Source organism: Micromonospora sp. NPDC005553 (assembly GCF_042871765.1).
GTDB lineage: Bacteria > Actinomycetota > Actinomycetes > Mycobacteriales > Micromonosporaceae > Micromonospora.
In genome coordinates this window covers 184,823-208,246 of record NZ_JBIAJD010000006.1, presented here as the reverse complement: position 1 = coordinate 208,246, position 23,424 = coordinate 184,823, and the positions used below count along the sequence as shown (strand labels likewise).

Annotated in this window: 21 protein-coding genes; 5 read left to right on the top strand and 16 right to left on the bottom strand. The window is 72.1% G+C overall.

What is annotated here, in order from left to right; all coding sequences use genetic code 11:
• The first annotated feature begins 26 nt into the window (after positions 1–26).
• A complete protein-coding gene (locus ACFYPG_RS24835) occupies positions 27–1,604 on the top strand; it encodes a gluconokinase (protein WP_355005517.1) in 1,578 nt (525 codons plus the stop codon).
• Between the two features lie 12 nt (positions 1,605–1,616).
• Here ACFYPG_RS24835 and ACFYPG_RS24830 read toward each other — a convergent pair whose 3' ends face one another.
• Positions 1,617–1,901, bottom strand: a complete 285-nt coding sequence (locus ACFYPG_RS24830; RefSeq protein ID WP_387354036.1) for a putative quinol monooxygenase — start codon at positions 1,899–1,901, stop codon at positions 1,617–1,619.
• 225 nt (positions 1,902–2,126) lie between these two features.
• Here ACFYPG_RS24830 and ACFYPG_RS24825 point away from each other — a divergent pair, with 225 nt between their 5' ends.
• Positions 2,127–3,494, top strand: coding sequence for a serine hydrolase (locus ACFYPG_RS24825; protein WP_387354035.1), 1,368 nt, complete (start codon positions 2,127–2,129; stop codon positions 3,492–3,494).
• A 7-nt stretch (positions 3,495–3,501) separates the two neighbouring features.
• Here the strand turns inward: ACFYPG_RS24825 and ACFYPG_RS24820 are convergent, their stop codons facing one another.
• The 8 genes from ACFYPG_RS24820 to ACFYPG_RS24785 all read right to left on the bottom strand — a co-directional run bounded on the left by ACFYPG_RS24820 (position 3,502) and on the right by ACFYPG_RS24785 (position 12,404).
• The gene (locus ACFYPG_RS24820) at positions 3,502–4,272 is read right to left on the bottom strand and encodes a hypothetical protein (RefSeq protein ID WP_387354034.1); all 771 of its coding nucleotides are present in this window, start codon (positions 4,270–4,272) and stop codon (positions 3,502–3,504) included.
• A gap of 53 nt (positions 4,273–4,325) precedes the next feature.
• On the bottom strand, positions 4,326–5,084 hold the full coding sequence (locus ACFYPG_RS24815) for a MerR family transcriptional regulator (protein ID WP_387354033.1): 759 nt from the start codon (positions 5,082–5,084) through the stop codon (positions 4,326–4,328).
• 50 nt (positions 5,085–5,134) lie between these two features.
• Positions 5,135–7,390 carry a putative bifunctional diguanylate cyclase/phosphodiesterase gene (locus ACFYPG_RS24810; RefSeq protein WP_387354032.1) on the bottom strand — a complete coding sequence of 752 codons (2,256 nt, stop codon included), beginning with the start codon at positions 7,388–7,390 and terminating at the stop codon, positions 5,135–5,137.
• Between the two features lie 315 nt (positions 7,391–7,705).
• Positions 7,706–7,939 (bottom strand): zinc-ribbon domain-containing protein, encoded by a 234-nt coding sequence (locus tag ACFYPG_RS24805; protein ID WP_355005523.1) that lies wholly within the window; start codon positions 7,937–7,939, stop codon positions 7,706–7,708.
• A 206-nt stretch (positions 7,940–8,145) separates the two neighbouring features.
• Positions 8,146–9,015, bottom strand: a complete 870-nt coding sequence (locus tag ACFYPG_RS24800) for an SRPBCC family protein (RefSeq protein WP_387354031.1) — start codon at positions 9,013–9,015, stop codon at positions 8,146–8,148.
• Positions 9,008–9,565: a helix-turn-helix domain-containing protein gene (locus tag ACFYPG_RS24795; protein ID WP_355005525.1), complete on the bottom strand. Its 558-nt coding sequence runs from the start codon at positions 9,563–9,565 to the stop codon at positions 9,008–9,010. Before ACFYPG_RS24795 ends, ACFYPG_RS24800 begins: the two co-directional genes overlap by 8 nt.
• Positions 9,566–9,666: 101 nt before the next feature.
• Entirely contained in the window at positions 9,667–11,010 is a 1,344-nt protein-coding gene (locus ACFYPG_RS24790) for a class I SAM-dependent methyltransferase (protein ID WP_355005526.1), read from the bottom strand.
• Positions 11,007–12,404 carry an FAD-binding oxidoreductase gene (locus ACFYPG_RS24785; RefSeq protein WP_387354030.1) on the bottom strand — a complete coding sequence of 466 codons (1,398 nt, stop codon included), beginning with the start codon at positions 12,402–12,404 and terminating at the stop codon, positions 11,007–11,009. The genes ACFYPG_RS24790 and ACFYPG_RS24785 overlap by 4 nt, the downstream gene beginning before the upstream one ends.
• A gap of 93 nt (positions 12,405–12,497) precedes the next feature.
• Here ACFYPG_RS24785 and ACFYPG_RS24780 point away from each other — a divergent pair, with 93 nt between their 5' ends.
• Together ACFYPG_RS24780 and ACFYPG_RS24775 are read left to right on the top strand one after the other, a co-directional pair.
• Positions 12,498–12,968, top strand: coding sequence for a YbaK/EbsC family protein (locus ACFYPG_RS24780; protein WP_355005528.1), 471 nt, complete (start codon positions 12,498–12,500; stop codon positions 12,966–12,968).
• A 64-nt stretch (positions 12,969–13,032) separates the two neighbouring features.
• Positions 13,033–13,746, top strand: a complete 714-nt coding sequence (locus ACFYPG_RS24775) for an RICIN domain-containing protein (protein WP_387354029.1) — start codon at positions 13,033–13,035, stop codon at positions 13,744–13,746.
• 48 nt (positions 13,747–13,794) lie between these two features.
• Here ACFYPG_RS24775 and ACFYPG_RS24770 read toward each other — a convergent pair whose 3' ends face one another.
• On the bottom strand, positions 13,795–15,150 hold the full coding sequence (locus ACFYPG_RS24770) for an MFS transporter (RefSeq protein ID WP_387354028.1): 1,356 nt from the start codon (positions 15,148–15,150) through the stop codon (positions 13,795–13,797).
• A 19-nt stretch (positions 15,151–15,169) separates the two neighbouring features.
• Here ACFYPG_RS24770 and ACFYPG_RS24765 point away from each other — a divergent pair, with 19 nt between their 5' ends.
• Positions 15,170–16,159 (top strand): GlxA family transcriptional regulator, encoded by a 990-nt coding sequence (locus ACFYPG_RS24765; protein ID WP_387354027.1) that lies wholly within the window; start codon positions 15,170–15,172, stop codon positions 16,157–16,159.
• Positions 16,160–16,392: 233 nt separating this feature from the next.
• On the opposite strand, the gene ACFYPG_RS24760 is transcribed toward ACFYPG_RS24765, so the two are convergent.
• The 6 genes from ACFYPG_RS24760 to ACFYPG_RS24735 all read right to left on the bottom strand — a co-directional run bounded on the left by ACFYPG_RS24760 (position 16,393) and on the right by ACFYPG_RS24735 (position 23,400).
• A complete protein-coding gene (locus ACFYPG_RS24760; protein WP_355005532.1) occupies positions 16,393–16,857 on the bottom strand; it encodes a hypothetical protein in 465 nt (154 codons plus the stop codon).
• A gap of 28 nt (positions 16,858–16,885) precedes the next feature.
• The gene (locus tag ACFYPG_RS24755) at positions 16,886–18,838 is read right to left on the bottom strand and encodes a VWA domain-containing protein (protein ID WP_387354026.1); all 1,953 of its coding nucleotides are present in this window, start codon (positions 18,836–18,838) and stop codon (positions 16,886–16,888) included.
• A 2-nt stretch (positions 18,839–18,840) separates the two neighbouring features.
• Positions 18,841–20,301: a sigma 54-interacting transcriptional regulator gene (locus ACFYPG_RS24750; protein WP_355005534.1), complete on the bottom strand. Its 1,461-nt coding sequence runs from the start codon at positions 20,299–20,301 to the stop codon at positions 18,841–18,843.
• Positions 20,302–20,355: 54 nt separating this feature from the next.
• A complete protein-coding gene (locus ACFYPG_RS24745) occupies positions 20,356–21,432 on the bottom strand; it encodes a hypothetical protein (RefSeq protein WP_387354025.1) in 1,077 nt (358 codons plus the stop codon).
• Between the two features lie 76 nt (positions 21,433–21,508).
• On the bottom strand, positions 21,509–22,159 hold the full coding sequence (locus tag ACFYPG_RS24740) for a response regulator transcription factor (protein ID WP_355005536.1): 651 nt from the start codon (positions 22,157–22,159) through the stop codon (positions 21,509–21,511).
• Positions 22,156–23,400 (bottom strand): sensor histidine kinase, encoded by a 1,245-nt coding sequence (locus ACFYPG_RS24735; RefSeq protein ID WP_387354024.1) that lies wholly within the window; start codon positions 23,398–23,400, stop codon positions 22,156–22,158. The genes ACFYPG_RS24740 and ACFYPG_RS24735 overlap by 4 nt, the downstream gene beginning before the upstream one ends.
• Positions 23,401–23,424 lie beyond the last annotated feature (24 nt).

The window sequence follows — 23,424 nt, the reverse complement described above, 5'->3', positions numbered from 1 at the left end:
GCAACCAGCACGATAGGGGGATACTGATGCCGACGTTCATGTTCTCCGAGGGGGTGACGGTCGTGCCGGCAGTCACGCTGCCCGGGGTCGTGATCGGGGTCGACATCGGCACCACCAGCACGAAGGCCGTCGCGTACGACACCGACGGGCGGCAGCTCGGCAGTCACCTGGTCGGCTACCCGCTGGACAACCCGCAACCCGGCTACGCCGAGCAGGACCCACAACTCATCCTCGACGCGGTGCTCAAGTCGATCAGCATGGTCGTGGCGGAGCTGGTCCAGCCGGTGGCCGGGCTGTCGTTCGGCTCCGCGATGCACAGCCTGATCGGGTTGGACCGGGACGGCAATCCGCTCACCCCGTCGGTGACCTGGGCCGACTCGCGGTCCACCCGGCAGGCCGAGCGGTTGCGGGCGGTGCCGTCGGGGTTGGCCCTGCACCGGCGCACCGGCACGCCGATGCATCCGATGTCGCCGCTGCCCAAGCTGCTCTGGTTCGCCGAGCAGGAGCCGAAACTCTTCGAGCGGGTGGCGCACTGGGTGGGCATCAAGGAGTGGGTGCTGCTGCGGCTCTGCGGCGTGCTGGTCACCGACCACTCGATCGCCTCGGCCACCGGCCTGCTCGACATCCACGAGCTGAAGTGGGATCACGAGGCGCTGACCATCGCCGGCATCACCCAGGAACAGCTCCCGCAGCTCGTCGCCACCACCGCCGTGCTGCCGAACCTCACCCCGCAGGCCGCGGCCGAGACCGGCCTGCCGCAGCGCACCCCGGTGGTGGTCGGCGCTGGCGACGGGCCACTGGCGAACCTGGGTCTGGGAGCCGTGCACCCCGGCATGGTGGCCTGTTCGATCGGCACCAGCGGCGCGATGCGGGTGATGGTCGAGCGGCCCGGCGTCGACCCGCTCGGCGGGGTGTTCTGCTACGCGCTGACCGAGCACCGCTGGGCGGTCGGTGGCGCGATCAACAACGGCGGCATCGTGCTCAAGTGGGCCGGCGCGGCGCTCGCCCCGGACCTGGGCGAGCACTCCGAGGAGGACCTGGTCGCCCTGGCGGCCCGCGCGCCGGTCGGCTCGGGCGGGCTCATCATGTTGCCGTACCTGCACAGCGAACGGGCACCACACTGGAGCGCCCTGCCGCGCGGAGCGTACGTGGGGCTGACCCACGCCCACCGCCGCGAGCACCTGGTGCGGGCCGCGTTGGAGGGCGTCTGCCAACAGCTCGCGCTGGTGCTCAGCTCGGTACGCGCGGCCGGCAACGAGGTCCGGGAGGTCCGGGCCGGTGGCGGCTTCGCCCGCAGCGGCCTGTGGCGGCAGATGCTGGCCGACGCCCTCGGCCTGCCGGTGAGCTTCCCGGCCGCGCACGAGGGGTCGAGCTTCGGAGCGGCGCTGCTCGGCATGGAGGCGCTCGGGCTGATCCCCAGCATCGACCTCGCCGCCGACCTGGTGCGGATCGAGGAGACGGTCCGCCCCGACCCGGCCGCCGCGGCCACCTACGCGGCGCTGCTGCCGCTCTTCGCCGAGCTGTACGAGGCCCTCACGCCGACCTTCACCTCGATCCGCCGGATGGCACCCGGCCTGCCCACCAGCCCCGAACCGTCGGCGTGACCGGGTGCCGGGTCAGGGCGCCTCGACCCCGGAGATCAGGTAGCGCCGCACGTCGGCGTCGAGGATGGCGACCTCCTGCGCGTCGTCCGGCCCGGAGCCCCGGAACGCGGCCAACTGCTCTGGTGACTCCCAGCGTTCGTAGACGTGGATCCGGCCGGGCTCCAACGGGTCGGCCGCCAGCAGGAAGTCGAGGCAGCCGGCGGTGGCGCGCGCCCGCGCGATGACCTGTTCGCAGTCGGACAGGTACGCCTCGCGGGTGGCCGGTTCGACAGTCAGGCTGCCGGCGATGATCAGCACGGGTCCTCCGGGGTGAGTGGCTGAGTGGCTGACCTTTGCTCTGCACCCGCCCGTGCGCCAGGCACGGTCCGCAACCGGCGCATCGGCGGGTGCAGAGCAAAGCGGTGATTACCTGTGGGTCACAGTTATACCTGCGGGCCACCGCGGAGGGGGACATTGCCGCCCGGACGGGTGACGCCGGTCCCGCCGGTCCCACCCGCCCCCGGCGCTTCATATCGTGCAAACGTGAGAAAAAGCGACAAGAGGCGCTCATCTTCCCTGCTGGGGAACTCTGCCCGCGTACCCCTGAAGGTGTTGACGGCGGCGGTCGCGCTCGCGGTGCTCGCGACGACCGGGCCGGCCACCGCGGACGGCCCGGGCCGCGCGCCCGTCGCGGACCCCGCGCAGACGACCGAGCCGGGGTACGGGGTGGAGCCCGGCGACGGTCAGAGCCACGAACCCGGGGTGGACCCGACGCCGGAGCGCCCGCCGACCAGTGAGGTGTCCTGGCTGTCGTTTCCCGGCGGGGTGTTCGCAGTGGACTCGCTCGGGCACACGGTGCGCTACCGCGCCTGCGACGGCGACACCGGTCGGGTCGCCGACCCGGGCATGCGGGTCGCCGCCGGGGTGGCCAGCGGCGCTGTCGTCGTCGGAGGCACCGCCTACCGCTACCGGGTGCCGCTGGTTGGGCGCAGCGAGGGCACGCTGGAGGTGATCCAGCGGCACCGCCCGCCGACGACGCTGACCGGAGTGGTGGTGACCAGCCCGCAGCCACCCACCGACCCGGTCGCCGGGGCCCGGCTGTTCCCGCTCAGCGGCCAGCTCGCCCGGGTCGTCGCCGACGCGAGCCTCAACCCGGCCGGGGTCACGGTGCGCGACCTGTCCGGCCGCTACGGCGACCAGCAGATCGCCGTCAACGGCTCGCTGCGCCCCAAGGCGGCAAGCGTCATCAAGCTGTGGATCCTCGTCGAGCTGCTACGTCGGGTCGACTGTGGACAGGTATTCCTCGACGACGGTGTGCTGGTCTCCCCGGAGGACGTGGTCGGCGGAACCGGCCAACTGCAGTTCGAGACGTTCCCGCAGGTGGTCACAGTGCACCGGCTCGCCCAGTACCTGATCAAGTACAGCGACAACGTGGCCGCGAACGTGCTGATCACCTACCTGGGTGGGTTCGCCCCGGTCAACGCGCTGATCGACTCGATGAACCAGCGGTCCACCATCCTGGCCCGGCGGATGCTCGACAGCGCGGCGGCGCAACGCGGCGAGGAGAACTACACCAGCCCGGACGACGTGGTGTCACTGCTCGGCGCGGTCTGGGACGGCGAGATCCTCACCCCCGCCTCCCGCGACCTGATGATCGGCTTCATGCGGGAGCAGACCCTGAACACGAAGATCCCGGCGGCGTTGCCGCCCGGCGTGCCGGTGGCTCACAAGACCGGTGACCTGCCGGACGCCTCACACGACGTCGGCTACTACCTGATCCCCGGCACCGAGACCGCCGTCGCGTTCCTCACCGCCGGCCCTATGGCCACCGGCGACGAGACGGTCCGGCGGATGGCCCGCACCGTCTACGACTTCCTGGTCACCCCCACCGAGGGGGCGGTCGAGGAATGAGCCGCCCTCAGGCGCCGGGAATGTTCGCCGGCGGGTCCTCGCCCACCAGGTCGGCCGCCGGCGGGTCCGCCGACACCGGCAGCCCGAAATCCGAGTACGTCAGGTCGAGCTGGGCGGTCTGCGACTGCTCGCTGGCCAACTCGATGCGGTAGCGGACCAGCCGACCCTGCTCGTCCACGGCGGCGGTGAACGGGACCGCCCCCGCCCGGTCACCCAGCACATTGCCGACGCCGCTGCCCAGCACCGCGCCGCTCTCGCGCAGGTCCAGCGTGCCCGCGTACTCCCGCTCGGCGGTCAGCCGGACCCCCGTCGGTGCGTCCAGCGTGCTGGCCAGCCGGGTGTTGTCCAGGCCCTGCTTGGCCGCCGGGGCACCCGCTCTGCCGACGTGCCACCAGGTCTTGCCGTCCCAAACCGGGACGCGGCGGTCCGGGGCGGTGACCCGCACGTACACGTCCGGCCCGGTGGTCAACCGCTCGATCTTCACCACACCGGTAGGCACCTTCAGCGAGGTGGTCTCCAGACCACGCTTCGCCTTCGGGTCCCAGAGCAGCACAGTCGCGTCCCCGTCCGTGCCGCCGGTGCCGACCGTCAGCTTGTACGGCTGCTCGTCGGCCTTCGCGGCGGCGGCCTTCAACACACCGACCGGGTCGGCGCTCGCCGACGCCGCCGGACGACCCGGGCCCGGGTCGTCGTCGCCGGCGGCGACCAGCGCCCACGCCCCGGCACCGACCGCCACCACGAGCACTGCGACAACGGCGATCAGCTTCGGTTTCGGCACTGTCATCTCCCCCGGGCGGTGCGGTCCGGCCAGACTAGCCGGACCGCCCGTCGTCACGCCCGGCTGATCGCGTTGGCGTGGATGGCCTCGTGCAGATACGCGGCCAGCCCCGGCGAAATGTTCTCGTAGTGCGCGGTGAACCGCTCGTCGGCCAGGTACATGTCGGCCAACCCGGTCTGCATCTCGTACGAGCACTCGTAGAACCAGCGGCTGATGATCTGCCGGTGCTCCTCGGCCAACTCCATCGCCTCCGGGCCGTCGGCCGGGGCACCCGAGGCCATCACCGCGACGATCCGTCGACCCCAGTCCTCGTTCTCCGCCTTGATCCGTAGCCAGTCCTCCTTGCCGTAGCGGGAGGCCCGCCGGTTCGACTCCCGGTACGCGTCGGTGTCACCCCAGCGCTGCTCCGCCTCGGCCCGGTGCTCCTCCGGGTCGAAGTCCCCGAAGACCTCGAACCGCTCCTCCGGCGTGAGTTGAATGTTCATCCTGCTCGCCTCCATCGCGAACTCGATCGCCGTGACCATCTCCTGCAACCGTTTGAGCCGTACCGTCAGCAGTTCGTGCTGCCGGCGCAGGTGCGCGGCCGGATCGGCCGCCGGGTCGTCGATGATCGCGGTGATCTCCTCAAGCGGGAAACCAAGCTCCCGGTAGTACAGGACGAGTTGCAGCCGTTGCAGGTCCGCGTCGTCGTAGCGGCGGTAACCCGCCGAGGTGCGCCCGCTGGGCGAGAGCAACCCGATCTCGTCGTAGTGGTGCAGCGTCCGCACCGTCACGCCGGCCACCTTCGCCACCTGACCCACCGTGTACGCCATGGTCCCCCTCCCTTCCGGGAACCAGGCTCCTGCCTGCCGCTACGTGAGAGTCAACTCTGATTCTGGCCCACCATGGCGGGGCCGTCCGGCCGCCCGTACAGATAGCCCTGGCCTCGCGGGCAGCCGATCGCGGTGACCGCCTCGTGCTGACGCTCGGTCTCCACCCCCTCGGCGACCACCGCCAGGTCGAACGCGCCGGCCAGGCGGGTGACCATCTCCACCGTCGCGTACGCCCGGTCGTCGGTGCCCAGTCGGGCCACGAACGACCTGTCGATCTTCAGCTCGGTGGCCGGGATGCGGTGCAGGTAGCTCAACGACGAGTAGCCGGTGCCGAAGTCGTCGATGGCGATCCGGATGCCCAACTCCCGCAGTTGGTGCAGCCGCTCCAGCACCGCCTCGGTGCCCTCGATCAACGCCGACTCGGTCAACTCCAGGGTCAACGCCCGTGGTGCCAACCCGGCGGCGCTGGTCGCCGCGGTGACCGTGGCGATCAGATCCGGCCGGCGCAGGTGCGCGGCGGCGATGTTCACCGCGACCGTCGCCTCCGGCATCCGGCCCCGCCAGGTGGCGGCGGCCCGGCACGCCTCGTGGATCACCCAACGGTCGATCGGCAGGATCAGCCCGGTCTCCTCGGCCAGCGGCAGGAACCTCGACGGCGACAACATCCCCAGCCGGGGGTGCCGCCAGCGCACCAGCGCCTCGGCGCTGCGCACCGCGCCGGTGGTCAGGTCGACGATGGGTTGGAACTCCAGGTGCAACTGGTCCTCGTCGACAGCGCGGCGCAGGTCGGCAATCAACTCAGCGCGGGAGACGGCCGACTCGCGCAACGCCGCCGTGCACGTGCGGTACGCGGACTTCCCGGCCGCCTTGGCCGCGTACATGGCGATGTCGGCGTCGCGCAGCAGGTCGCTGTGGGAGGCGTGCTGCGGGCCGTACTCGGCGATACCGATGCTCGCCGACGGGTGCACCCCGACGTCCTCCTCGTCGTCGGAGGGCCGCAACGCGTCCAGCAGCCGCTCGGCGAGCCGTTCGGGTGACACCGGCCGGTCGCCGTCGACAAGCACGGCGAACTCGTCACCACCGAGCCGGGCGATGGTGCCGTCACCGTCCACGGCAGTGTGCATCCGGGCCGCCAGCCCGGTCAGCAGGGTGTCACCGGTGGCATGCCCGAACCGGTCGTTGACCTGCTTGAACCCGTCCAGGTCGAGCAGCAGCACCGCCACCGGTCGCCCGTCGCGCAGGGCCAGGCGCAGCCGCCGGTTGAACAACAGCCGGTTGGGCAGCCCGGTGAGCTGGTCGCCGTACGCGAGCCGGCGCAGCCGGGCCACCAACCGCAGGTTCTCGTTGGCCGCCAGCCCCTGCCGGACGGCGAGGGCGGCCAGCAACACCATCATGGTCACGAACACCAGCTGCGGGGTCTGCCCGGTGGGCCGACGGGCCAGCACCACCGCGAAGATCGCCCCACCCACCGGCAGGTACGGCAGCGCCACCCGCCACCAGGGCGGCAGCGGCGACTCGGCGGTGTCGTCGGTGCCGTCGCAATCCGGTGGCGGCGGGTTCCGGGTGGCCAGGCCGATCAGCAGGTAGCTCAACGGCCAGCACAGGTCGATCGGGTGACCGGCGGTGTAGTCGGCGCGGGCGACCAGCGACACGTAGACGACGTCGGCGACGACCCGCAGGGTGAGGCTCGCCGCGAGGATCGTCATCGGCCGCCACATCGGCCGGGCCGGCCCGGAGACCGCGACCAGGATGGTGAGCTGCATCAGGTCGAACATCGGGTAGAGCAGCCCCAGCGTGCGCGCCGGGTCGGCCAGCTCGGCGGCGGCGACCCCACGGAAGACCAGCACCCAACCGATCGGCACCAGGGCCAGGGCGACGATCACCCCGTCCAGCAACGTACGGGCCCGCCCCACCGCGGTCCTCGGTGCGGACGGCGAGCTGAGCAGCGCGGCAGTGCCGGTGAGGATGCCGGCGGTGAAGACCACCCCGACCACCGGCGTGTGCGGCAGGTCACCGCCGACGAGCCGCTGCGCCGTCCAGATCGCCCGACCGATCGCGGCCAGCCCCATGGTGAGAGCGAGCAGCGTCCAGAACCGGCGCAGCGGCGCAGGATGCCGACGGGCCACCCCGACGCACGCGAGTGTCGCCCAGCCGGCCACCAGCATCCCACCGAGGTCACTGACCAGCGCGGCACCGGGCAACGCGGCAAACAGCCAACCCGCCTCCAGCAGGATGACGGCAGCCGCGACGAAAGCACCGGCGGGGTTCAGCGTCCCCGCAGCCTGCTTTCCGTCCTGTCGGGACACGGTCGCTCCGGCTCTTTCGTCGTGCGTGCACCCTCGGCGGCGCCGGTCCACGGCAAACCCCGAAAGCCTAACCAGCGCCCAGAAAGGCCGCCAGAGCCGAACGTTCACCCCGCTGCGGCTCCGGCCTCCGGTCAGCGGCCAGCAGATCGGTTCCAGGGTGAACGGGGCAAGGCGGTGCCGGCCAACGGACGGCGTGCGCGGCGGCGTCTACGCCGGCCGGGGGTGCAGGGCGGGCGGGCAACGGTGTGCACAGCCACGTCGACCGAGGACGTCTGTCGACCGATCAGCCAGCAGAGGAAGCGTTCCATCGTCGGATCAGCCGACCGGGAGGCGCTCGGCGTCGGACCTGGCAACCTCGTACTCCGCCCCGCAGAACGTGCACTGCTGCGCGTACCGGGTGCGGATCGGGATGAGGGGAATGAAGAAGACTGTGAATTTCGTCGAGCGGCGGGTGATCACCTGCGCGGCCTGGTTGCCGCAGTGGCGGCAGACCTGCTGCACGACACCGGACCGGTCGACCTTGGTACGCAGACCAAAGATGAAGAACATCGCCAGCCAGTACCCACCCAACCGCGAAAAGTCACCAGATCCCGGCAGCAGATCAGGGAAAGCCGGGCGACGGACGTACAAGATCGTGCTCGATCCTGGATGTAGTGGCCTCCGGGGCGAACGAGGCCACTACATCCCTGATCGAGCACGATCAAGGCAGGCGATCAACGCATGACGATCACGGTGACGCGACCACCGTGCGGCTGTCAGCCTGCCGGCGCGGGCTCCAGGCCGGGGATCTCCTCGGAGAGCCAGATCGACTGCCAGTTCCGCATCTCGTGGAAGCGGCGCAGCTCGAACAGCCCGGCAACCGACCCGCTCCAGGCCCCGTACGGCGGGTTGGCCTCGTCGAAGCCGCTCTGCACGAAGGTCAGCGTGGTCCGGCCACCGGACTCGGCCAGCTCCCAGCTCGTCACGCCGGTCGGACCCCAGTCGACGGACATCCGGCGGCCGGGCTCCAGGCCGACGACCTTGGCCGCGTAACCGGTCTCGAAGCCGCCCATGGCGTACCGGCCGCCGACCCAGGGCTCGATGCCGATCGGGTAGCCGAACCAGGCGCTGGCCTGCTCGGAGTCGGTCAGCGACTCCCACACCTTGTCGGCGGGGGCGGCGATGACCAGCTCGCCCCGCAGGTCGGCGGAGGTGAAGTCGGTGCGGGGCAGCAGTGGCTTGCCCTCCAGGTGGGCGGCCAGGTTGGCGATGGACAGCGCCCAGTACGTCTGGAGCACGCCCCGGATGGTGGAGCCGCTCATCGCCTCGGCGAAGTCGAAGTGGCTCTGGATCAGCGTGAGCACCGTGCTGTCGGCGCCCTCGGCGGTCAACTGGAACTCGGTGGTGGTCTCCACGCCGTCGAGCAGCCAGCCGAAGCGCAGCGTGTCGTCGTCGGCGTGCAGCAGCCGCTGGTGCGGGGCGTCGCCCTCGGGCGTGTAACGGCCCCAGAACTCGTACCGCCGGGGCAGCTCGACCTCGGCGTGCTCGGCCAGCCAGAGACGCAGCTCGGCCGGGTCGGTCAGGGCCTGGCGGACGCGCCCGACGGGCGCGGAGAGACGGGCCTTGACCTTCATCGGCTCACTCATTGTCGTTCCCTTTCGGATAGCAGGCGACGGCCAGCTTGAAGGCATCTCCTTCGCTGCCGCCGTAGCGGGTGAACAGGTCTTGAAGCGCGGTTTGCAGGTCGTGCAGGAACTGCTGACGCTGCTCGGCCGGCACCCGGATCTCGCCGGAGACCCCGATCGAGGGCAGCTCTGGTGCCGCCCGGTCCAGGCCGGCGATGTCGGCCTGGACCTCCTCCATCAGGTCGAGCAGGTAGCCCAGGCTCAGTTCGTCGCGGGCCCGTCGCAGGCCGATCCGGCCGACGAGTCGCGGGGAGAGCCAGTAGGAGCGGGCGGCGGCCTGGTAGATGCCTTCGGTGATGCCGCGGACCTTGCGTTCGTTGACCAGCTCGACGAGGCCAGCCGCGACGAGCTGCTTGACGTGGTAGTAGACGCGCTGTGGCGTCTGGTCGAGTCGGGCCGCGACCTCGGTGCAGGTGCGCGGCTCGGCCAGTTGCCGCAGCACCTCGACGCGATGCGGCTTGAGCAGGACTTCGGCCTGCTCGATCTGCTCCAGGTACAGGACATCTCTCATGGCAAAATCAGTTTGTACGTACAAAACTTCTTTGTCAATCGCTTCGCGAGAAGCCGCGCCGACTTCTTTCGACGCGGCTTCAGGCGACGGTCAGCAGGTGATCAGGGCAACCAGTCCGGTCGCAGCGGGTAGCCGCTCACGCCGTTCGGGCCGTTGTGGGTGGCCAACACCTGGTGCAGCTGAATGCCGTTGCGCTCGAACGCCATCCGCGACCCGGCCATGTAGAGCCCCCACACCCGGGCGGTGCCCGCGCCCACCTCCGAGACGCAGAAGTCCCAGTGCTCGACCAGGTTGCGACACCAGGCGGCCAGCGTCAGCGCGTAGTGCTGGCGCAGGTTCTCCTCGTGGTGCACCTCGAACCCGGCATCGTGCACCTCACTGATCAACCGGCCCGGACCGGCCAGCTCACCGTCCGGGAAGACGTACCGGTCGATGAACGCGCCCGAGCGGTGCGGCGCCCGGTTGTCAGCGCGGGTGATGCAGTGGTTGAGCAGTCGCCCGCCCTGCCGCAGCCGACTGCGCAGCGACCCGAAGTAGGCCGGGTAGTTGCGCACCCCGATGTGCTCGGTCAACCCGATGGAGGAGATGGCGTCGAACTGCTCGGCCGGCGCGTCCCGGTAGTCGAGGTATCGCACCTCCGCCAGCTCGGTCAACCCCTCCCGCTCGATCGCGGCCTGCGCCCACTGCGCCTGCGCCTTCGACAGGGTCACCCCGAGCGCCTTGACGCCGTACTCGCGGGCCGCATGACGCACCATGCCACCCCAGCCGCACCCGACATCCAGCAGCCGCATCCCCTTCTTCAGCGCCAGCTTGCCCGCGACCAGGTCGTACTTCGCCGCCTGGGCCTGCTCCAGCGTGTCATCCGGGGACCGGAACACCGCGCAGGTGTACGTCATCGACGGACCCAGCACCTTCTCGTAGAAGGCGTTCGACACGTCGTAGTGGTGCGAGATGGCTGTGCTGTCCCGCACCCGCGAGTGCCGCATCCCGTTCATCACCCGCTTCCAGCGGGGCTGCGCCTCCTGCGGCGGTGCCGGCGGCGGCATCAGCCGCTCCCAGCCCAGCCCACGGACCAGCGCCAACCCCTCGGCCAGCGACGGTGGGCGTAACCGCAGCTCGTCCTTGAGCACCCGCAACGCCTCGTACGGGTCACCCGGGTGCACGCCCTGCAACGCCAGGTCACCACTGACGTACGCACGGGCCATGCCCAGGTCGCCGGGCGCCGTGAGCAGGTACGAAAGCCCACGCTCGGAATGGATCGCCAGGGTGATGCCGGCGTCGGACGGGCCGACGGCGCTGCCGTCGTACCCGGTGATCCGCACCGGCAACGGCCCCGTGGTGACCGCGCGGATGACATCCGCGACGGTCGGACCCGTCTGCCGGCCCCCCGCCGGCGGGGTGGCGGGAACGCTCGCCGCCCCCTGATCTCTGTCGGTCAGGCTCATGCTCGTGCTACCGCCTTTTCGTACAGTCCCGTCAGCCGGTGGTCCGGGTCGTAGCGGTCTTTCACCGCGCGCCACGTGTCGCCGCCGTAGAGGCGATCGAAGGCGTCCCGGTCGTAGTACGCATCGGAGTAGAGCGACTTGTGCCCGCCCGACTCCGACACCCTGCGTTCGATCGTGCGGTTGACGTCGCCGTCGGCGGCGCCCGGCGCGATCGGCACGCTCCCCCAGAACCCGATGTTGACGTAGTCCTGCCCGGGCCGCAGCGGATACAGCGGCCAGGACCGCGCCGAACCGGGCCCCGCCGGCTCACGCAGTCGCAACGGACACAGCCACACCGGGTTCATTCCCACCCTGCCTGCGAACCAGCGCAGGAAGTCGGCCGTACGGTCCAGCGGGATCTCCACGTCCTGCACGACCCGCTCCCGGGCCGGCTGCCCGCGCAGCCGGTCGATCCGGGCCGCCACCTGGTGGCGGTGCTCCAACCGGACCAGTCGGTGGTAGAAGTCGCTGCGCCGGTAACGCGCCGGCCAGAGCCTGCGCACGACCGGGTGCTGCGCGCCGAACGCCGACGAGCACCAGAACCAGTCGGTGTCCCAGCGCCACAGATAGTCGTACGCGGTGAGCACGTCGCGGGTGCGCTGGCGCAGCGACCGGTAGTAGATCGACTGACCGGTGTAGTCGCTGGGCGGGTCGGCCCCGTCGGTGAACGTGGCGAAGACCAGGTACGCCTCGCCGGGGCTGAACATCACCCCGTCCATCGCGTCCACCGGTTCGCCGGCCCAGGACCGGGTGGCGGTCACCTCCGCGATCGCGTCGGTCAGCGCCTCCAGCTGGGTGAACCGGACGTTGCGCAACGCCACGTACCGGCCGACCGGTTGCAGCTCGATGCGCAGCCGGGTGGCGTACCCGAGGCTGCCCAGCGAGTTGGGGAACGCGGTGAACAGGTCGGCGTGCTCGCCGTCGGGTCGGGCGGTGATGATCTCGCCGGAGCCGGTGAGCACGTCCAACTCCTGGACGGACTCGTGCGGCAGTCCGTTGCGGAACGAGGTCGACTCGATCCCGAGGCCGGTCACCGCGCCGCCCAGCGTGATGGTGCGCAACTGCGGCACCACGAGCGGCATCAGGCCGTGCGGCAGCGTCGCGTCGACCAGGTCCTCGTAGGTGCACATGCCCTGCACGTCGGCGGTGCGGCCGGCCGGGTCGACCGACAGCACGCCGTTCAGGCCACTCACGTCGAGCCCCGGAGTCCGGGGAGCGGACCGGGGGCGGAACAGGTTGGAGGTGCGTTTGGCCAGCCGGACAGGCTCGCCAGTGGGCACCGCGGCGTACGACCGCCGCAGCGTGTCCACCGCTTGATCATGGTCAATTGGGTGATCCACACGCTCAGCGCGCATGTGATCACCTTACGCTCGCCTTTTGGAAACCGTGGGATGTCGGCGGTGGCAGTTTCCCGTCCGCTGGCAGGCCCGACGGCTACCGTGGCGGGCATGCCATCGCCAGCGATCACCGCCCTGGACGCCGCCCAACTGCCGTATCGGCTGGTCAGCCACGGTGCCGTCGGCAGCCTCGCGGAGGCCGCCGCCGCCCGGGGCGTGACCGTCCCCGACGTGGTCAAGACAATCGTGGTCCGGCGCGGCGAAGACGATCACCTGTTCGTGCTCACCCCCGGCGACCGGGTCATCTCCTGGCCCAAGCTGCGCGCCCTGCTCGGGGTGCACCGGCTCTCCATGCCGGACGCGGCGGGCGCACTGGCCGCCACCGGCTACGAACGCGGCACCATCACCCCGTTCGGCGCGAGCACCGCCTGGCCGGTGGTCGCCGACGAGCGGCTGCGCGGCCGGGAGATCACCCTTGGCGCCGGCGAGCGGGGTCTCGCCATCGCGATCGACGCCGACGCCGCGATCGCCGCCCTCGACGCCACGGTGGCCGACGTCACCGACGAGCAGCCCACCCGCTGAGCCTCGCCGACCCCCGCACCGCCGGGCTGGCTCCGGCGCGACGTCGTGGGTGAGGATGGCGCGTATGTCAGCGCCCGAGGAACGCCCCGATCCCGCCGGCACCGTCTACGGCGGGCACCGGGCACCGCGCTCCGGCCCGCTGGCCGATCCGTTGCTGCGGGTCGCGGTGGCGGTCGGGGCCGTCGGCGTACTCCTGGGGGTCGTCTTCGCCACCGGGCTGCTCGACGGTGACGGCGGGCCGTCGGTGCCGGCGTCGGTCGGTTCACCGTCCAGCGCGGCGCAGCCCAGCGCGCCGACCGGCGAGCCGAGCCCGACCGCACCGGCCGAGCCGTCGCCGACCCCGTCAGCCAGCACGCCGGCCGCCCCGCCCACCGGGCCCCGGGTGCTGCGCGCCACCTCGGGCCTCTGCCTGGGGCTCGACGGTGACGGCAAGGAGGCCGGGGCCGAGTTGGTCGTGTGCACCGGCGCCCCGGAGCAGCAGTGGGTGGTCAGGCCGGCCGGCGCGGGCGTGCTGTCGTTGACGAACGCCGCGTACGGGCAGTGCCTCGACGTCGAGGGTGGCAGTCAGGACGACGGCGCGCGGTTGCTGCAGTTCCCCTGCCACGGTGGGGCCAACCAGCAGTGGCGGTTCGGCGGGACCGACACCAGCGCGGTCCTGCTCATCGCCGCGCACAGCAACAGGTGCGCCCAGGCCGACGACGACGCCGTCGAGGCGGGCGATGACATCCGGCAGCGACAGTGCGACGGCTGGCCGGCCCAGCAGTGGACAGTGAGCTGACCGGCCGACGCGTCGCACGTCCCGTGCGGCCGTCAGGTTCAGCGCGGTTCAACCCCGGAACCTCCACGCCCTGGGCGCGGTCGCGGCGACCAGCACGGCCTCCGGCACCGCTCGGCCCGGTCGGCGGCGCAGCAGCAACGACAGCCCGGCGGCGCCGATCGACAGCGCACCCGCCACGTACCAGGCCATCGCGTAGTCGCCCAGCCGGTCCCGGACCAGCCCCGCGCCGGTGGCGGCGACCGCCGCGCCCAGTTGGTGCGCGGCGAACACCCAGCCGAACACCACAGCTCCGGCGCCACCGAAATACTCCCGGCACAGCGCCACCGTCGGCGGCACCGTGGCCACCCAGTCGAGGCCGTAGAAGACGATGAACACCAGCATGCTCGGCTCGGCGGTGCCGGAGAAGAGGCTCGGCAGCACCAGCAGGGACAACCCGCGCAGCGCGTAGTACAAGCCGAGCAGCAGCCGGCTGTCCACCCGGTCGGTGAGCCAGCCGGAGGCGATGGTGCCGACGATGTCGAAGAGCCCCACCAGGGCGAGCAACCCGGCCGCCGTGGTCTGGGACATGCCGTGGTCGTGCGCGGCCGGCACGAAATGGGTACCGACCAGGCCGTTCGTGGTCGCCCCGCAGATCGCGAAGCCTCCGGCCAGCAGCCAGAACGGTCGGGTCCGGGCCGCGGTGGCCAGCGCGCCGATCGCCCGGGCCGCCGCGCCGCCGGTCGCCGGCGGCGCCGCGACGACAGCGGTCGCCCCGTAGGCGGGCAGGCCGAGATCCGCCGGGTGCTCGCGCAGCAGCCACACCACCAGGGGTACGACCGCCAGCGCTGCCGCGGCCACCACGAGTGCGGCGGTACGCCAGCCGTGATCGCGTACCAGGATGGCGATCAGTGGCAGGAACACCAGTTGCCCGGCCGCCCCGCCGGCGGTCAGCACTCCGGTGACCAGGCCCCGCCGGTGCACGAACCAACGGCCGGTGACGGTGGCCACGAACGCCAGCGCCATCGAGCCGGTGCCCAGCCCCACCAGCACACCCCAGCAGAGCAGGAGCTGCCAACTGGCGGTCATGAAGACCGTCAGACCGCTGCCCGCGGCGACCAGCAGCAACGCCACCGAGACCACCCGGCGGATGCCGAACCGGTCCATCAGGGCGGCCGCGAACGGCGCGGTGAGCCCGTAGAGCAGCAGGTTGACCGAGACGGCCGCGGAGATCGTGGCCAGCGGCCAGCCGAACTCCTCGTGCAGCGGGTGCAGCAGCACCGACGGGGTGGCACGGAAGCCGGCCGCGCCGACCAGCGCCACGAAGGCAACGGCGGCGACCAACCAGGCGGGATGCAGACGGCGGTTCTTGGTCACGCGACAAGTCTGAGCGGGGCCGTTGACGGCGACGAGTGGCCGGAAAGCCATCGTGCGCAATAATCGGGCCATGTCCGTACGCCCGCACAACATCGCCGTACTCGCCCTCGACCACGTGGTCGGCCTGGACCTCGGCACCCCGGCCCAGGTCTTCAGCACCGCCCGCGCCACCGACGAGACGCACTACTACGACGTCCTGGTGTGCACTCCCGGCGGGCAGCCGGTCCGTAGCACCGCGGGCTTCCAGGTGCTCCCCGACCACGGGCTGGAGTTGCTCGACACCGCCGACACGGTGATCGTCCCCGGCATCCACGACGACACCGTCCTGTCCTCGGGCATCGTCGAGCCGGACGTGACCGAGGCGCTGCGCGCGGCGTACGAGCGGGGTGCCCGGATCATGTCGATCTGCACCGGCGCGTTCGTGCTCGCCGCCGCCGGGCTCCTCGACGGGCGGCGGGCGACCACCCACTGGGCGTACGCCGAGCAGTTCCGCCGCCTGCACGACCGGGTGGACCTCGACCCGGGCGTGCTCTTCATCGGCGACGACCGGGTGCTCACCTCGGCCGGAGTCGCCGCCGGCATCGACCTCTGCCTGCACGTCATCCGCCTCGACCACGGCAGCGAGGTGGCCAACCGGGCGGCCCGCCGCTGCGTGATGCCGCCGTGGCGCGACGGCGGTCAGGCGCAGTACATCGAGCAGCCGGTGCCGAAGGCGACCGACACCAGCACGGCGGGAGCCCGGGAGTGGGCGCGGCAGCGGTTGCACGAACCGATCGCGCTGCGCGACCTGGCCGAGCAGGCGCGGATGAGCGTGCGCACCTTCACCCGACGCTTCCGTTCGGAGACCGGCCTCAGCCCGGCGCAGTGGCTGCTGCACCAGCGCACCGACCACGCGAGACTGCTGCTGGAGACGACCGACCTCACCGTCGACCAGATCGCCCACCGCTGCGGTTTCGGCACCACCGCCGCCCTACGCCAGCAACTGCACCAACGCATCGGCGTGGCCCCGTCCACCTACCGCCGCACCTTCCACCCCCGCCCCGAACTGATCAAAACCTGACCGCGCCCCCGCACCCCCGCGCTGCGCCCCCGCGATCTTGCACTTCCGGTCGCCCGTATGCACGGTTTGCCCTAATTGCTGGGACAGAAAGTGCAAGATCGCGTGGAGCCGGGGGCAGGGGACGGGTAGGGCTGGGCGGGCGTGATGTCTGTGGGTCATGAAGATGACCCACAGACATCACGCTCAACGGACCACGGCACCCGTGCCAGGTCGCACTGATCAGCCGCCGCCGTTCAGGACCGGAGCAGGTGCAGTTGGGACTGGTGCTTCGGCAGGTGCACCCGGGTGTGCAGGTCCAGGGTGCGGGACCAGGGCAGTGGCTCGTCGACGACGAGGTCGAAGCCCTCGCGGAGGTGCGTCTCGACCGGCGTCTCCGCTGCCAGGCCGAGCTGGTCGACCAGCCCGCACAGCCGGTCGCTGGTGCCGTGCAGCAGCGCGGTCAGGCCACGCAGGCCACCCTGCTCGGCGGCGAGCGCGTCGAGCTGCGGGCGGTGCACGTCCTCCTCCAACTCGTAGTAGGCGAACGGCGACCCGGCCAGCAACGCCTCGGTGGCGTGGATCATCAGCTCGTCGTTGGCGACCAGATGCGCGACGATCTGCTCGGCACTGAGCTGCCCCTCCGGAGCCGGACCGAACCCTCCAGCGTCGACCTCCGCGAACAGGGCACCGTAAGCCCGCCGCAATCCCCCGCTCTCCATCCCCCCAGTCAACCCGCCGCGGCGGGAGTTAGCGGCGGGATTGGCGGGAGCGGAGGTAGTCGCTGACCACGTACTCGCCCAGGTCGTCGGTGTCCGGCGTGAACATGCGACCCCGGCTGCGGCGGGCCACCGCGTCGACGAAGCGTCGCAGGCCCGGATCGTCACCGAGCATGAACAGGTTGAGCGTGGCACCGTAACGGCTCAGCCGGTCCACCTCGCGGACCGTCGCCTCGATCGTCTCCGGCAGCGGCGGCCAGTGGAACAGCGCCTCCCCGTCGTCCGGATCCAGGTGCGCGGTCGGCTCGCCGTCGGTGACCACCAGCACGATCGGCTCGGCGTCCGGGTGCCGGCGCAGGTGCCGGCCCGCCAACCGCAGCGCGTGCTGGAGGTTGGTGCCCTGCTCCATGTCCGGCTCCACGGCCGCCAACTCCTGCTGGGTGAGCGTCATCGCCTCCCGGCCGAAGCCCACGATCTGCAAAGCGTCCTGTGGGAAGCGCGTCTCCATCAGGTGCGCCAACGCCAGCGCCGTCTGCTTCATCGGCCCCCAACGACCCTGCGAGATCATCGAGTACGACAGGTCGACGCAGAGCACCACAGCGGCCGAGGCGCGCCTCTCGGTCTCCACCACCTCGAAGTCGTCCACCGCGAGCTGCACCGGGACCGTCGGCCCGGCCCGACTGACCGCCCGGGTCAACGTGCGGACCACGTCCAACGGTTGCTCGTCGCCGTACTGCCAGGGCCTGGACCCGCCGCTGACCTCGCCCGCCGCACCGGCCGAGCGCAGGTCGTGCTGGCCACGCGGCCCGGCGGTCAGCTCCGCGAAGACCTGCCGCAGCGCGGTCCCGCCGAGCCGGCGCAGCGCCTTCGGGCTCAGCGTGAGCCCCTCCGCGTCCCGGCTGACCCACCCCTGGCGGCGCAACTCCCGCTCCAGGTCACGCAGACGGCGAACGTCATCGGCCGCGTCCCGGCCCAATGTGCGCGCCACCGCGTCGACGTCCACGTCGTCGAGGGTCGCCCCCGGGTGTTCCTGGTCGAGCTGGTCCAGCAGGTCGTCCAGGTCGCCGATCTCACCCAGCGCGCCGGCCGCGTCGGCGTAGTCCAGCGGCTGGTCGCCACGGACCCGCTCGCCGCGCCCCCAGCGCAGATCGGGTCGCAGCGCGCGCAGGTTCGCGTCGAGCGCTGACAACTCCCCCGCGAGGCGGTCGCCGAGCGACTGCTGCATGAGGCCAGCCAGCTCGGCGCGCTGCCGCTCGGAGAGCGAGTTCATCAGCCGCTCACCGGCCGCCGCCCGGCGGGCCAGCACATCGATCAACTCGTCGACGTTCTCCGGCTTCTCCGGGAAGAAGTCGCCATGTCGGCGCATGAACTCGGCGAACGCGTCGGTGGTGTCCTCCGCGCGACCGTGCCGGGCCAGCAGGTCGTTCAGATCGCCCATCATCTCGGCGAGCCGCTGCTGGGCGGCCGGGTCGGCGGAGGCGCGCACCGCGTCGCGCATCCCGGCGAAGCGCTGGCCGAGCACGTCGTCGCGGAGTTGGTCGAGGATCTGCTGGTACGCGCGGCGGGCATCGTCGCTGGCCCACCGGTAGCCGGACAGCTCCTCCACCGCCCGCGCCGTCGAGCGCGGCAGATTGTCCAGCACCGCCTCGGCGAACCGCGCGGCGTCGTCGTCGCGACCCCGCAGCTCGTCCCGCTCGGCGGCGAGGGCCTGGTCGAGCAGGGCCTGGGCCCGGGTCACCGCCCCGTCCAGGTCGCCCCTGCGCAACGCCTCCCGGCGTAGCCGCCGAGCCCGGGCGGCCAGGTCGTCCAGGCCACCCCGTCCCTGCGGGCCACGGCGCAGCAGGTCACGCAGCGCCTCCCGCAGGCTGCCGCCGGCCAGCACCTCGGCACCGACCGCGTCCACCGCCTCGCGCACGTCGTACGGGGGTGCGAGCGGGTCGGGCCCGCCGTTCCACTGCCCGTAACGGAACCGGTTGCCGGCCACTGTCAGCCCCGGCCGCCGTAGACGGTGCGCCCCGAGTCGGTGACGTCCTTGCCGAGCCGGCGGGTCAGGTGCAGCCCCTCCAGCACGAACTCGACGGCGGCAGCGGCCTCCTCCGAGGTGGGCGCGTCGCCCAGGTCGAGCCGGTCCATGACCTTCGCCAGCCCGGGTACGGTGCCGACCTGGCGCAGCAGCTCGGCGGCGCTGACCAACTCGCCGGTCTCGATCGCGGCGCCGTCCTCGACCAGGGCGGTGAACCCGGACAGGTCCAGCCCGGCCAGGCGGGCCCGGAACGTCTCGGCGGTCGCCGTACGCAGCAGGTGCGCGAGGATCTCGGTCTCCCGGCCCTCCTCGCCGCTCTCGAACTCGACCTTGCCGCGCAGCGTGCTCGTCACCGACACCGCGTCACCGACGCGGGCGACGGCGGCCTCGGGGCGTCCGTCCGGGGTGTCGGAGGCGGCGAGCAGACCGGCGCGACGCAGCGCGGCACCGGCGACCGTCTCGGCGGCGGCGATGGCGAAGCGGGCGGAGACACCGGAGCGCGGGTCCACCGACGGCGACTCCCGGACGGCGCGGGCGAAGCGGGCCAGCACCTCCAGCACGTGTTCCGGCACCTCGGCGAACAGGTCGGCCTCCTGGCGGATCAGCGCCAGCTCCAGCTCCAGCTCGACCGGGTAGTGGGTGCGGATCTCCGCGCCGAAACGGTCCTTGAGGGGAGTGATGATCCGGCCCCGGTTGGTGTAGTCCTCCGGGTTGGCGCTCGCCACCAGGAGCAGGTCCAGCGGCAGGCGCAGCTGGTAGCCGCGAACCTGGATGTCGCGCTCCTCCAGCACGTTGAGCAGGGCCACCTGGATCCGCTCGGCCAGGTCGGGCAGCTCGTTGACGGCGAAGATGCCCCGGTTGGTGCGCGGCACCAACCCGAAGTGGATGGTCTCCGGGTCGCCGAGGGTACGACCCTGGGCGATGCGGATCGGGTCGACGTCGCCGATCAGGTCCCCGACGCTGGTGTCCGGGGTGGCCAACTTCTCGCCGTACCGCATCGAGCGGTGCAGCCAGCCGATCGGCAGGTCGTCACCGGCCTCGGCGACCTGGGCGACCGACGCCGGGGTGAGCGGGTGCATCGGGTGCTCGTTGAGCACCGAGCCGGGCAGAACGGGGGTCCACTCGTCGAGCAACGCGCCCAGTGAGCGGATCAGCCGGGTCTTGCCCTGGCCGCGCTCACCGAGCAGCACCATGTCGTGCCCGGCGAGCAGGGCCCGCTCGACCTCGGGCAGCACTGTGTCGTCGTAGCCGACGATGCCGGGGAAACGGGTCTCGCCGGAGCGCATCCGGGCGAGGAGATTGTCGCGGAGTTCCTGCTTGACGGTGCGGTACTGGTGACCGGCCGCCCGTAGCGCGCCGAGCGTGCCGGGCAGGTCGGCCGGTGGAACCGGGATTACCGGGGTAGGCGCAGTCACCCGACCCACGCTAGCTCACATTCGCGGGGGCGCCCCGGGCATCAGGGGCCCCCGCTCCCACCCTCAGCCCCTGTCGCAACCCCGGCAGGCACCGCGACGGCGCAGGTGGTAGGCGTACGTGGCGACGCCGAGGGCCACGCCCCACAGCGGCCAGAGCAGCATCGGCGCCCCGGTCATGCTGAACCCGCCGGTCAGCCGCCAGAACTCGGGATTGCTGAGCAGCCCCAGCGAGGCCGCGGTCACGGAGATGGCGACCAGGGTGGCCGGCACCACGGCCAGCTTCACCGGCACCCGACGGCCGGCCAGGCCGAGCATCCAGCGCGGGAAACGCTCGCCCCAGCGCTGCACCAGTCCCAGGGTGAGGATCGCGCCGACGCTGGCGAAAGCGCCCAACCCGAGCCCGGCCCAGACCAGCCCGGTGTCCTGCATCTCGGTCAGGAACTCGCGGGAGATGCCGAGCGGGATGCCGGCCGCCCAGGCGAACCGGGTCACCGCGTACGTCAGGGGGATCACCGCGGCGATGCCGGCGGCCCACCGGCCCCAGCGGGTGGCGGCGGCCGGGGTGGTCCACCCCTTGCCGGTGTCGGCGCGGCCGCAGCCGACGCAGGCCCCGGCGGTACGGCGCTGCCAGGCGAGTACCGCCCCGACCAGCAGCAGCCCGCCGGCCAGCGCCGCGAACCGGGCGAACAGCGCCCAGTTGAAGACATCGGAGTAGTCGATCGGCGGCCAGCCGAACGGCGCCCCGACGATGAGTATCGGCAGGTAGCCGAGGACGATCAGCACTCGGACGTCCGGCACGACCAGGACAAGGACGAACGCGACCGCCCAGCCGTAGCCGGCGAGCAGCGCCCGCAGCGGGCCGGGTGATCGCGCCGCCAGGCGGCTCATGGCCAGGGCGGCCACCGCGGCGGTGAGCAGCACACCGGCGAAGAGCGGGGTGGCCACCTCCACCGGCACCAGGCGGAGCAGGCTCACGTCGCCGCCGTGGGGGTCGTTCGGGCCGAACGGGTAGCCGGCGTTGGTGAGCGTGCCGAGCAGGGCGAGCACGCCCCACAGGCCGAGCCAACCGGCGGCCAGTGGGGCCAGCCGATCCGGCCAGCGGGAGTCGGTACGGGGCAGAGAGGCAGTGATCGTCGTCATGCTCTCAGCCTCGACTTGCAGCCGCCGGATTCCCTCCCGGCCGGCGGTGAACCCCCTCCCCCGGTGGAGGGACCGATCAGCCGGACGGGGTGACGAAGCCGGACTCGTAGGCGGCGATGACCGCCTGCGTGCGGTCGCGGACCCCCAGCTTGGCCAGCACGTTGCCGACGTGCGTCTTGACCGTCTCCACCCCGACCACCAGGTGCGCGGCGATCTCCGGGTTGGACCGGCCGGTGGTCATCAACCGCAGCACCTCGGCCTCCCGTTCGGTGAGCCGGGCGGTGCTCAACCGGTCGCCGCCCGCCGGCCCGTACGCCCCGACCAGTTGGCGGATCGCGGCTGGGAAGAGCAGCGACTCGCCGGCCGCGACCACCCGGACCGCCTCGACCACCTCGGCGGGCCGGGCCCGTTTGAGCAGGAACCCCGAGGCGCCGGCGCGTAGCGCCTCGTAGACGTACTCGTCGTTGGCGAAGGTGGTGACCACCAGCACCCGGGGCGGGTCGGCGGAGGTGGCCATCAGGTGCCGGGTGGCCTGGATGCCGTCGATGCCGGGCATCCGTACGTCCATCAGCACCACGTCGGGCCGGTGCCGGGCGACCAGCGGCGGCACCTCGGCCCCGTCGGCGGCTTCGGCGAGCACGCGCAGGTCGGGTTGGGCGTCGATGATGGCCCGCAGCCCCACCCGGATCAGCTCGTCGTCGTCGACGATCAGCACTCCGGTGGTCATGTCGTCTCCTCGTACGGCAGGCGGGCCCGGATCAGCCATTGGTCGCCGTCCGGGCCCACGGTCAGCCGGCCGCCGAGCAGCAGCACCCGCTCCCGCATGCCGTCCAGGCCTCGACCGCCCCGCCCCGGCCGGCCCTGGTCGGGGTGGCGCACCGCGTTGGTCAGCTCCAGCTCCAGCGCGTCGCCGCGCAGGTCCAGGCGTACCGTCACCGGCCCGCGGCCGTGCCGGGCGGCGTTGGTCAGTCCTTCCTGGACGATCCGGTAGCCCTCCCGGGAGACCACAGCGGGCACCCGGGCCGGGTCGCCGGCGCGTTGCGCGTGCACGGCCAGGCCGGCCGCGCGCGCGTCGGTGACCAGCCGGTCCAGGTCGGCGAGGGTACGCTGCGGCGCCACCACGGGCCGGTCGCGTCCGTTCTCCCGGAGCAGCCCGAGAACGTGATCGAGGTCGTCCATCGCGGTCCGCCCGACGTCCTCGATGGCGGTGAGCGCCCGCCGGACGAACTCGGGGTCGGTGTCGAGGACCTCACGGGCGGCCCCGGCCTGGAGGGTGGCCACTGTCAGCGCGTGGCCGACGGAGTCGTGCAGCTCCCGGGCCAGCCGGTTGCGTTCGGCGAGCTGGGCGGCCCGTGCTTCGAGGGCGGCGATCCGCTCCGCCTGGGCCGGGCCGAGCAGCACCGGTGCCATGGATCCGGCGAGCGCGCCGAGACCGGCGACGGCGTAGCCGAGGACGACCAGCAGGAGCACCCCGGTCACTGTCAGCCAGCCGCTGTCCTGTCCGTCCAGTGGCCCGAACTGTTCCTGGCCGATCACCTCGGTGCCGATGCCGAACTGTTGGGCGATGAACGCCAGTGCCATCGGCAGGGCGCTGAACAACCCGATCATCACCAGCGCGCCGACGATGAGGTGGGTGGCGATCCAGAGCGCGCTGCGCAGCCGGGTCTCCCGGTCGCCGTGGTGCCCGGGCGCGGGGTCGGGCAGGTCGACGCCGAGCAGGGCCCGGACGGCGGCGATCTCCAAGGCCCGGCTGCCGTCCAGCAGCAACGGGACGACGGCGATCAGTGCGGCGATGACCAGCAGGACGTAGACCATTGGACGGGGGATCGCCGAGTCGGCGAGCAGTTGGGCGAAGGTCACCGCGAGCAGCCCGTACGGCAGTGCCAGCACGCCGCCGAGCAGCAGGAACACGCCGCGTCGCCAGGTGGTGCCGGCGACCAGCGGGGCCAGCGCCGCTCGGAGGGTCACCTCGTCATTCTGCTGCCCGGACGG

Excerpts from the sequence above, each read along its gene's own strand:
- ACFYPG_RS24780 (WP_355005528.1), top strand. The coding sequence starts at position 12,498 with ATGCCATCGCCAGCGATCACCGCCCTGGACGCCGCCCAACTGCCGTAT.
- ACFYPG_RS24745 (WP_387354025.1), bottom strand. The coding sequence starts at position 21,432 with ATGACGACGATCACTGCCTCTCTGCCCCGTACCGACTCCCGCTGGCCG.
- ACFYPG_RS24795 (WP_355005525.1), bottom strand. The coding sequence starts at position 9,565 with ATGAGAGATGTCCTGTACCTGGAGCAGATCGAGCAGGCCGAAGTCCTG.
- ACFYPG_RS24815 (WP_387354033.1), bottom strand. The coding sequence starts at position 5,084 with ATGGCGTACACGGTGGGTCAGGTGGCGAAGGTGGCCGGCGTGACGGTG.
- ACFYPG_RS24775 (WP_387354029.1), top strand. The coding sequence starts at position 13,033 with ATGTCAGCGCCCGAGGAACGCCCCGATCCCGCCGGCACCGTCTACGGC.
- ACFYPG_RS24740 (WP_355005536.1), bottom strand. The coding sequence starts at position 22,159 with ATGACCACCGGAGTGCTGATCGTCGACGACGACGAGCTGATCCGGGTG.
- ACFYPG_RS24805 (WP_355005523.1), bottom strand. The coding sequence starts at position 7,939 with ATGTTCTTCATCTTTGGTCTGCGTACCAAGGTCGACCGGTCCGGTGTC.
- ACFYPG_RS24800 (WP_387354031.1), bottom strand. The coding sequence starts at position 9,015 with ATGAGTGAGCCGATGAAGGTCAAGGCCCGTCTCTCCGCGCCCGTCGGG.
- ACFYPG_RS24760 (WP_355005532.1), bottom strand. The coding sequence starts at position 16,857 with ATGGAGAGCGGGGGATTGCGGCGGGCTTACGGTGCCCTGTTCGCGGAG.
- ACFYPG_RS24765 (WP_387354027.1), top strand. The coding sequence starts at position 15,170 with ATGTCCGTACGCCCGCACAACATCGCCGTACTCGCCCTCGACCACGTG.
- ACFYPG_RS24790 (WP_355005526.1), bottom strand. The coding sequence starts at position 11,010 with ATGAGCCTGACCGACAGAGATCAGGGGGCGGCGAGCGTTCCCGCCACC.
- ACFYPG_RS24785 (WP_387354030.1), bottom strand. The coding sequence starts at position 12,404 with ATGCGCGCTGAGCGTGTGGATCACCCAATTGACCATGATCAAGCGGTG.
- ACFYPG_RS24770 (WP_387354028.1), bottom strand. The coding sequence starts at position 15,150 with ATGGCTTTCCGGCCACTCGTCGCCGTCAACGGCCCCGCTCAGACTTGT.
- ACFYPG_RS24835 (WP_355005517.1), top strand. The coding sequence starts at position 27 with ATGCCGACGTTCATGTTCTCCGAGGGGGTGACGGTCGTGCCGGCAGTC.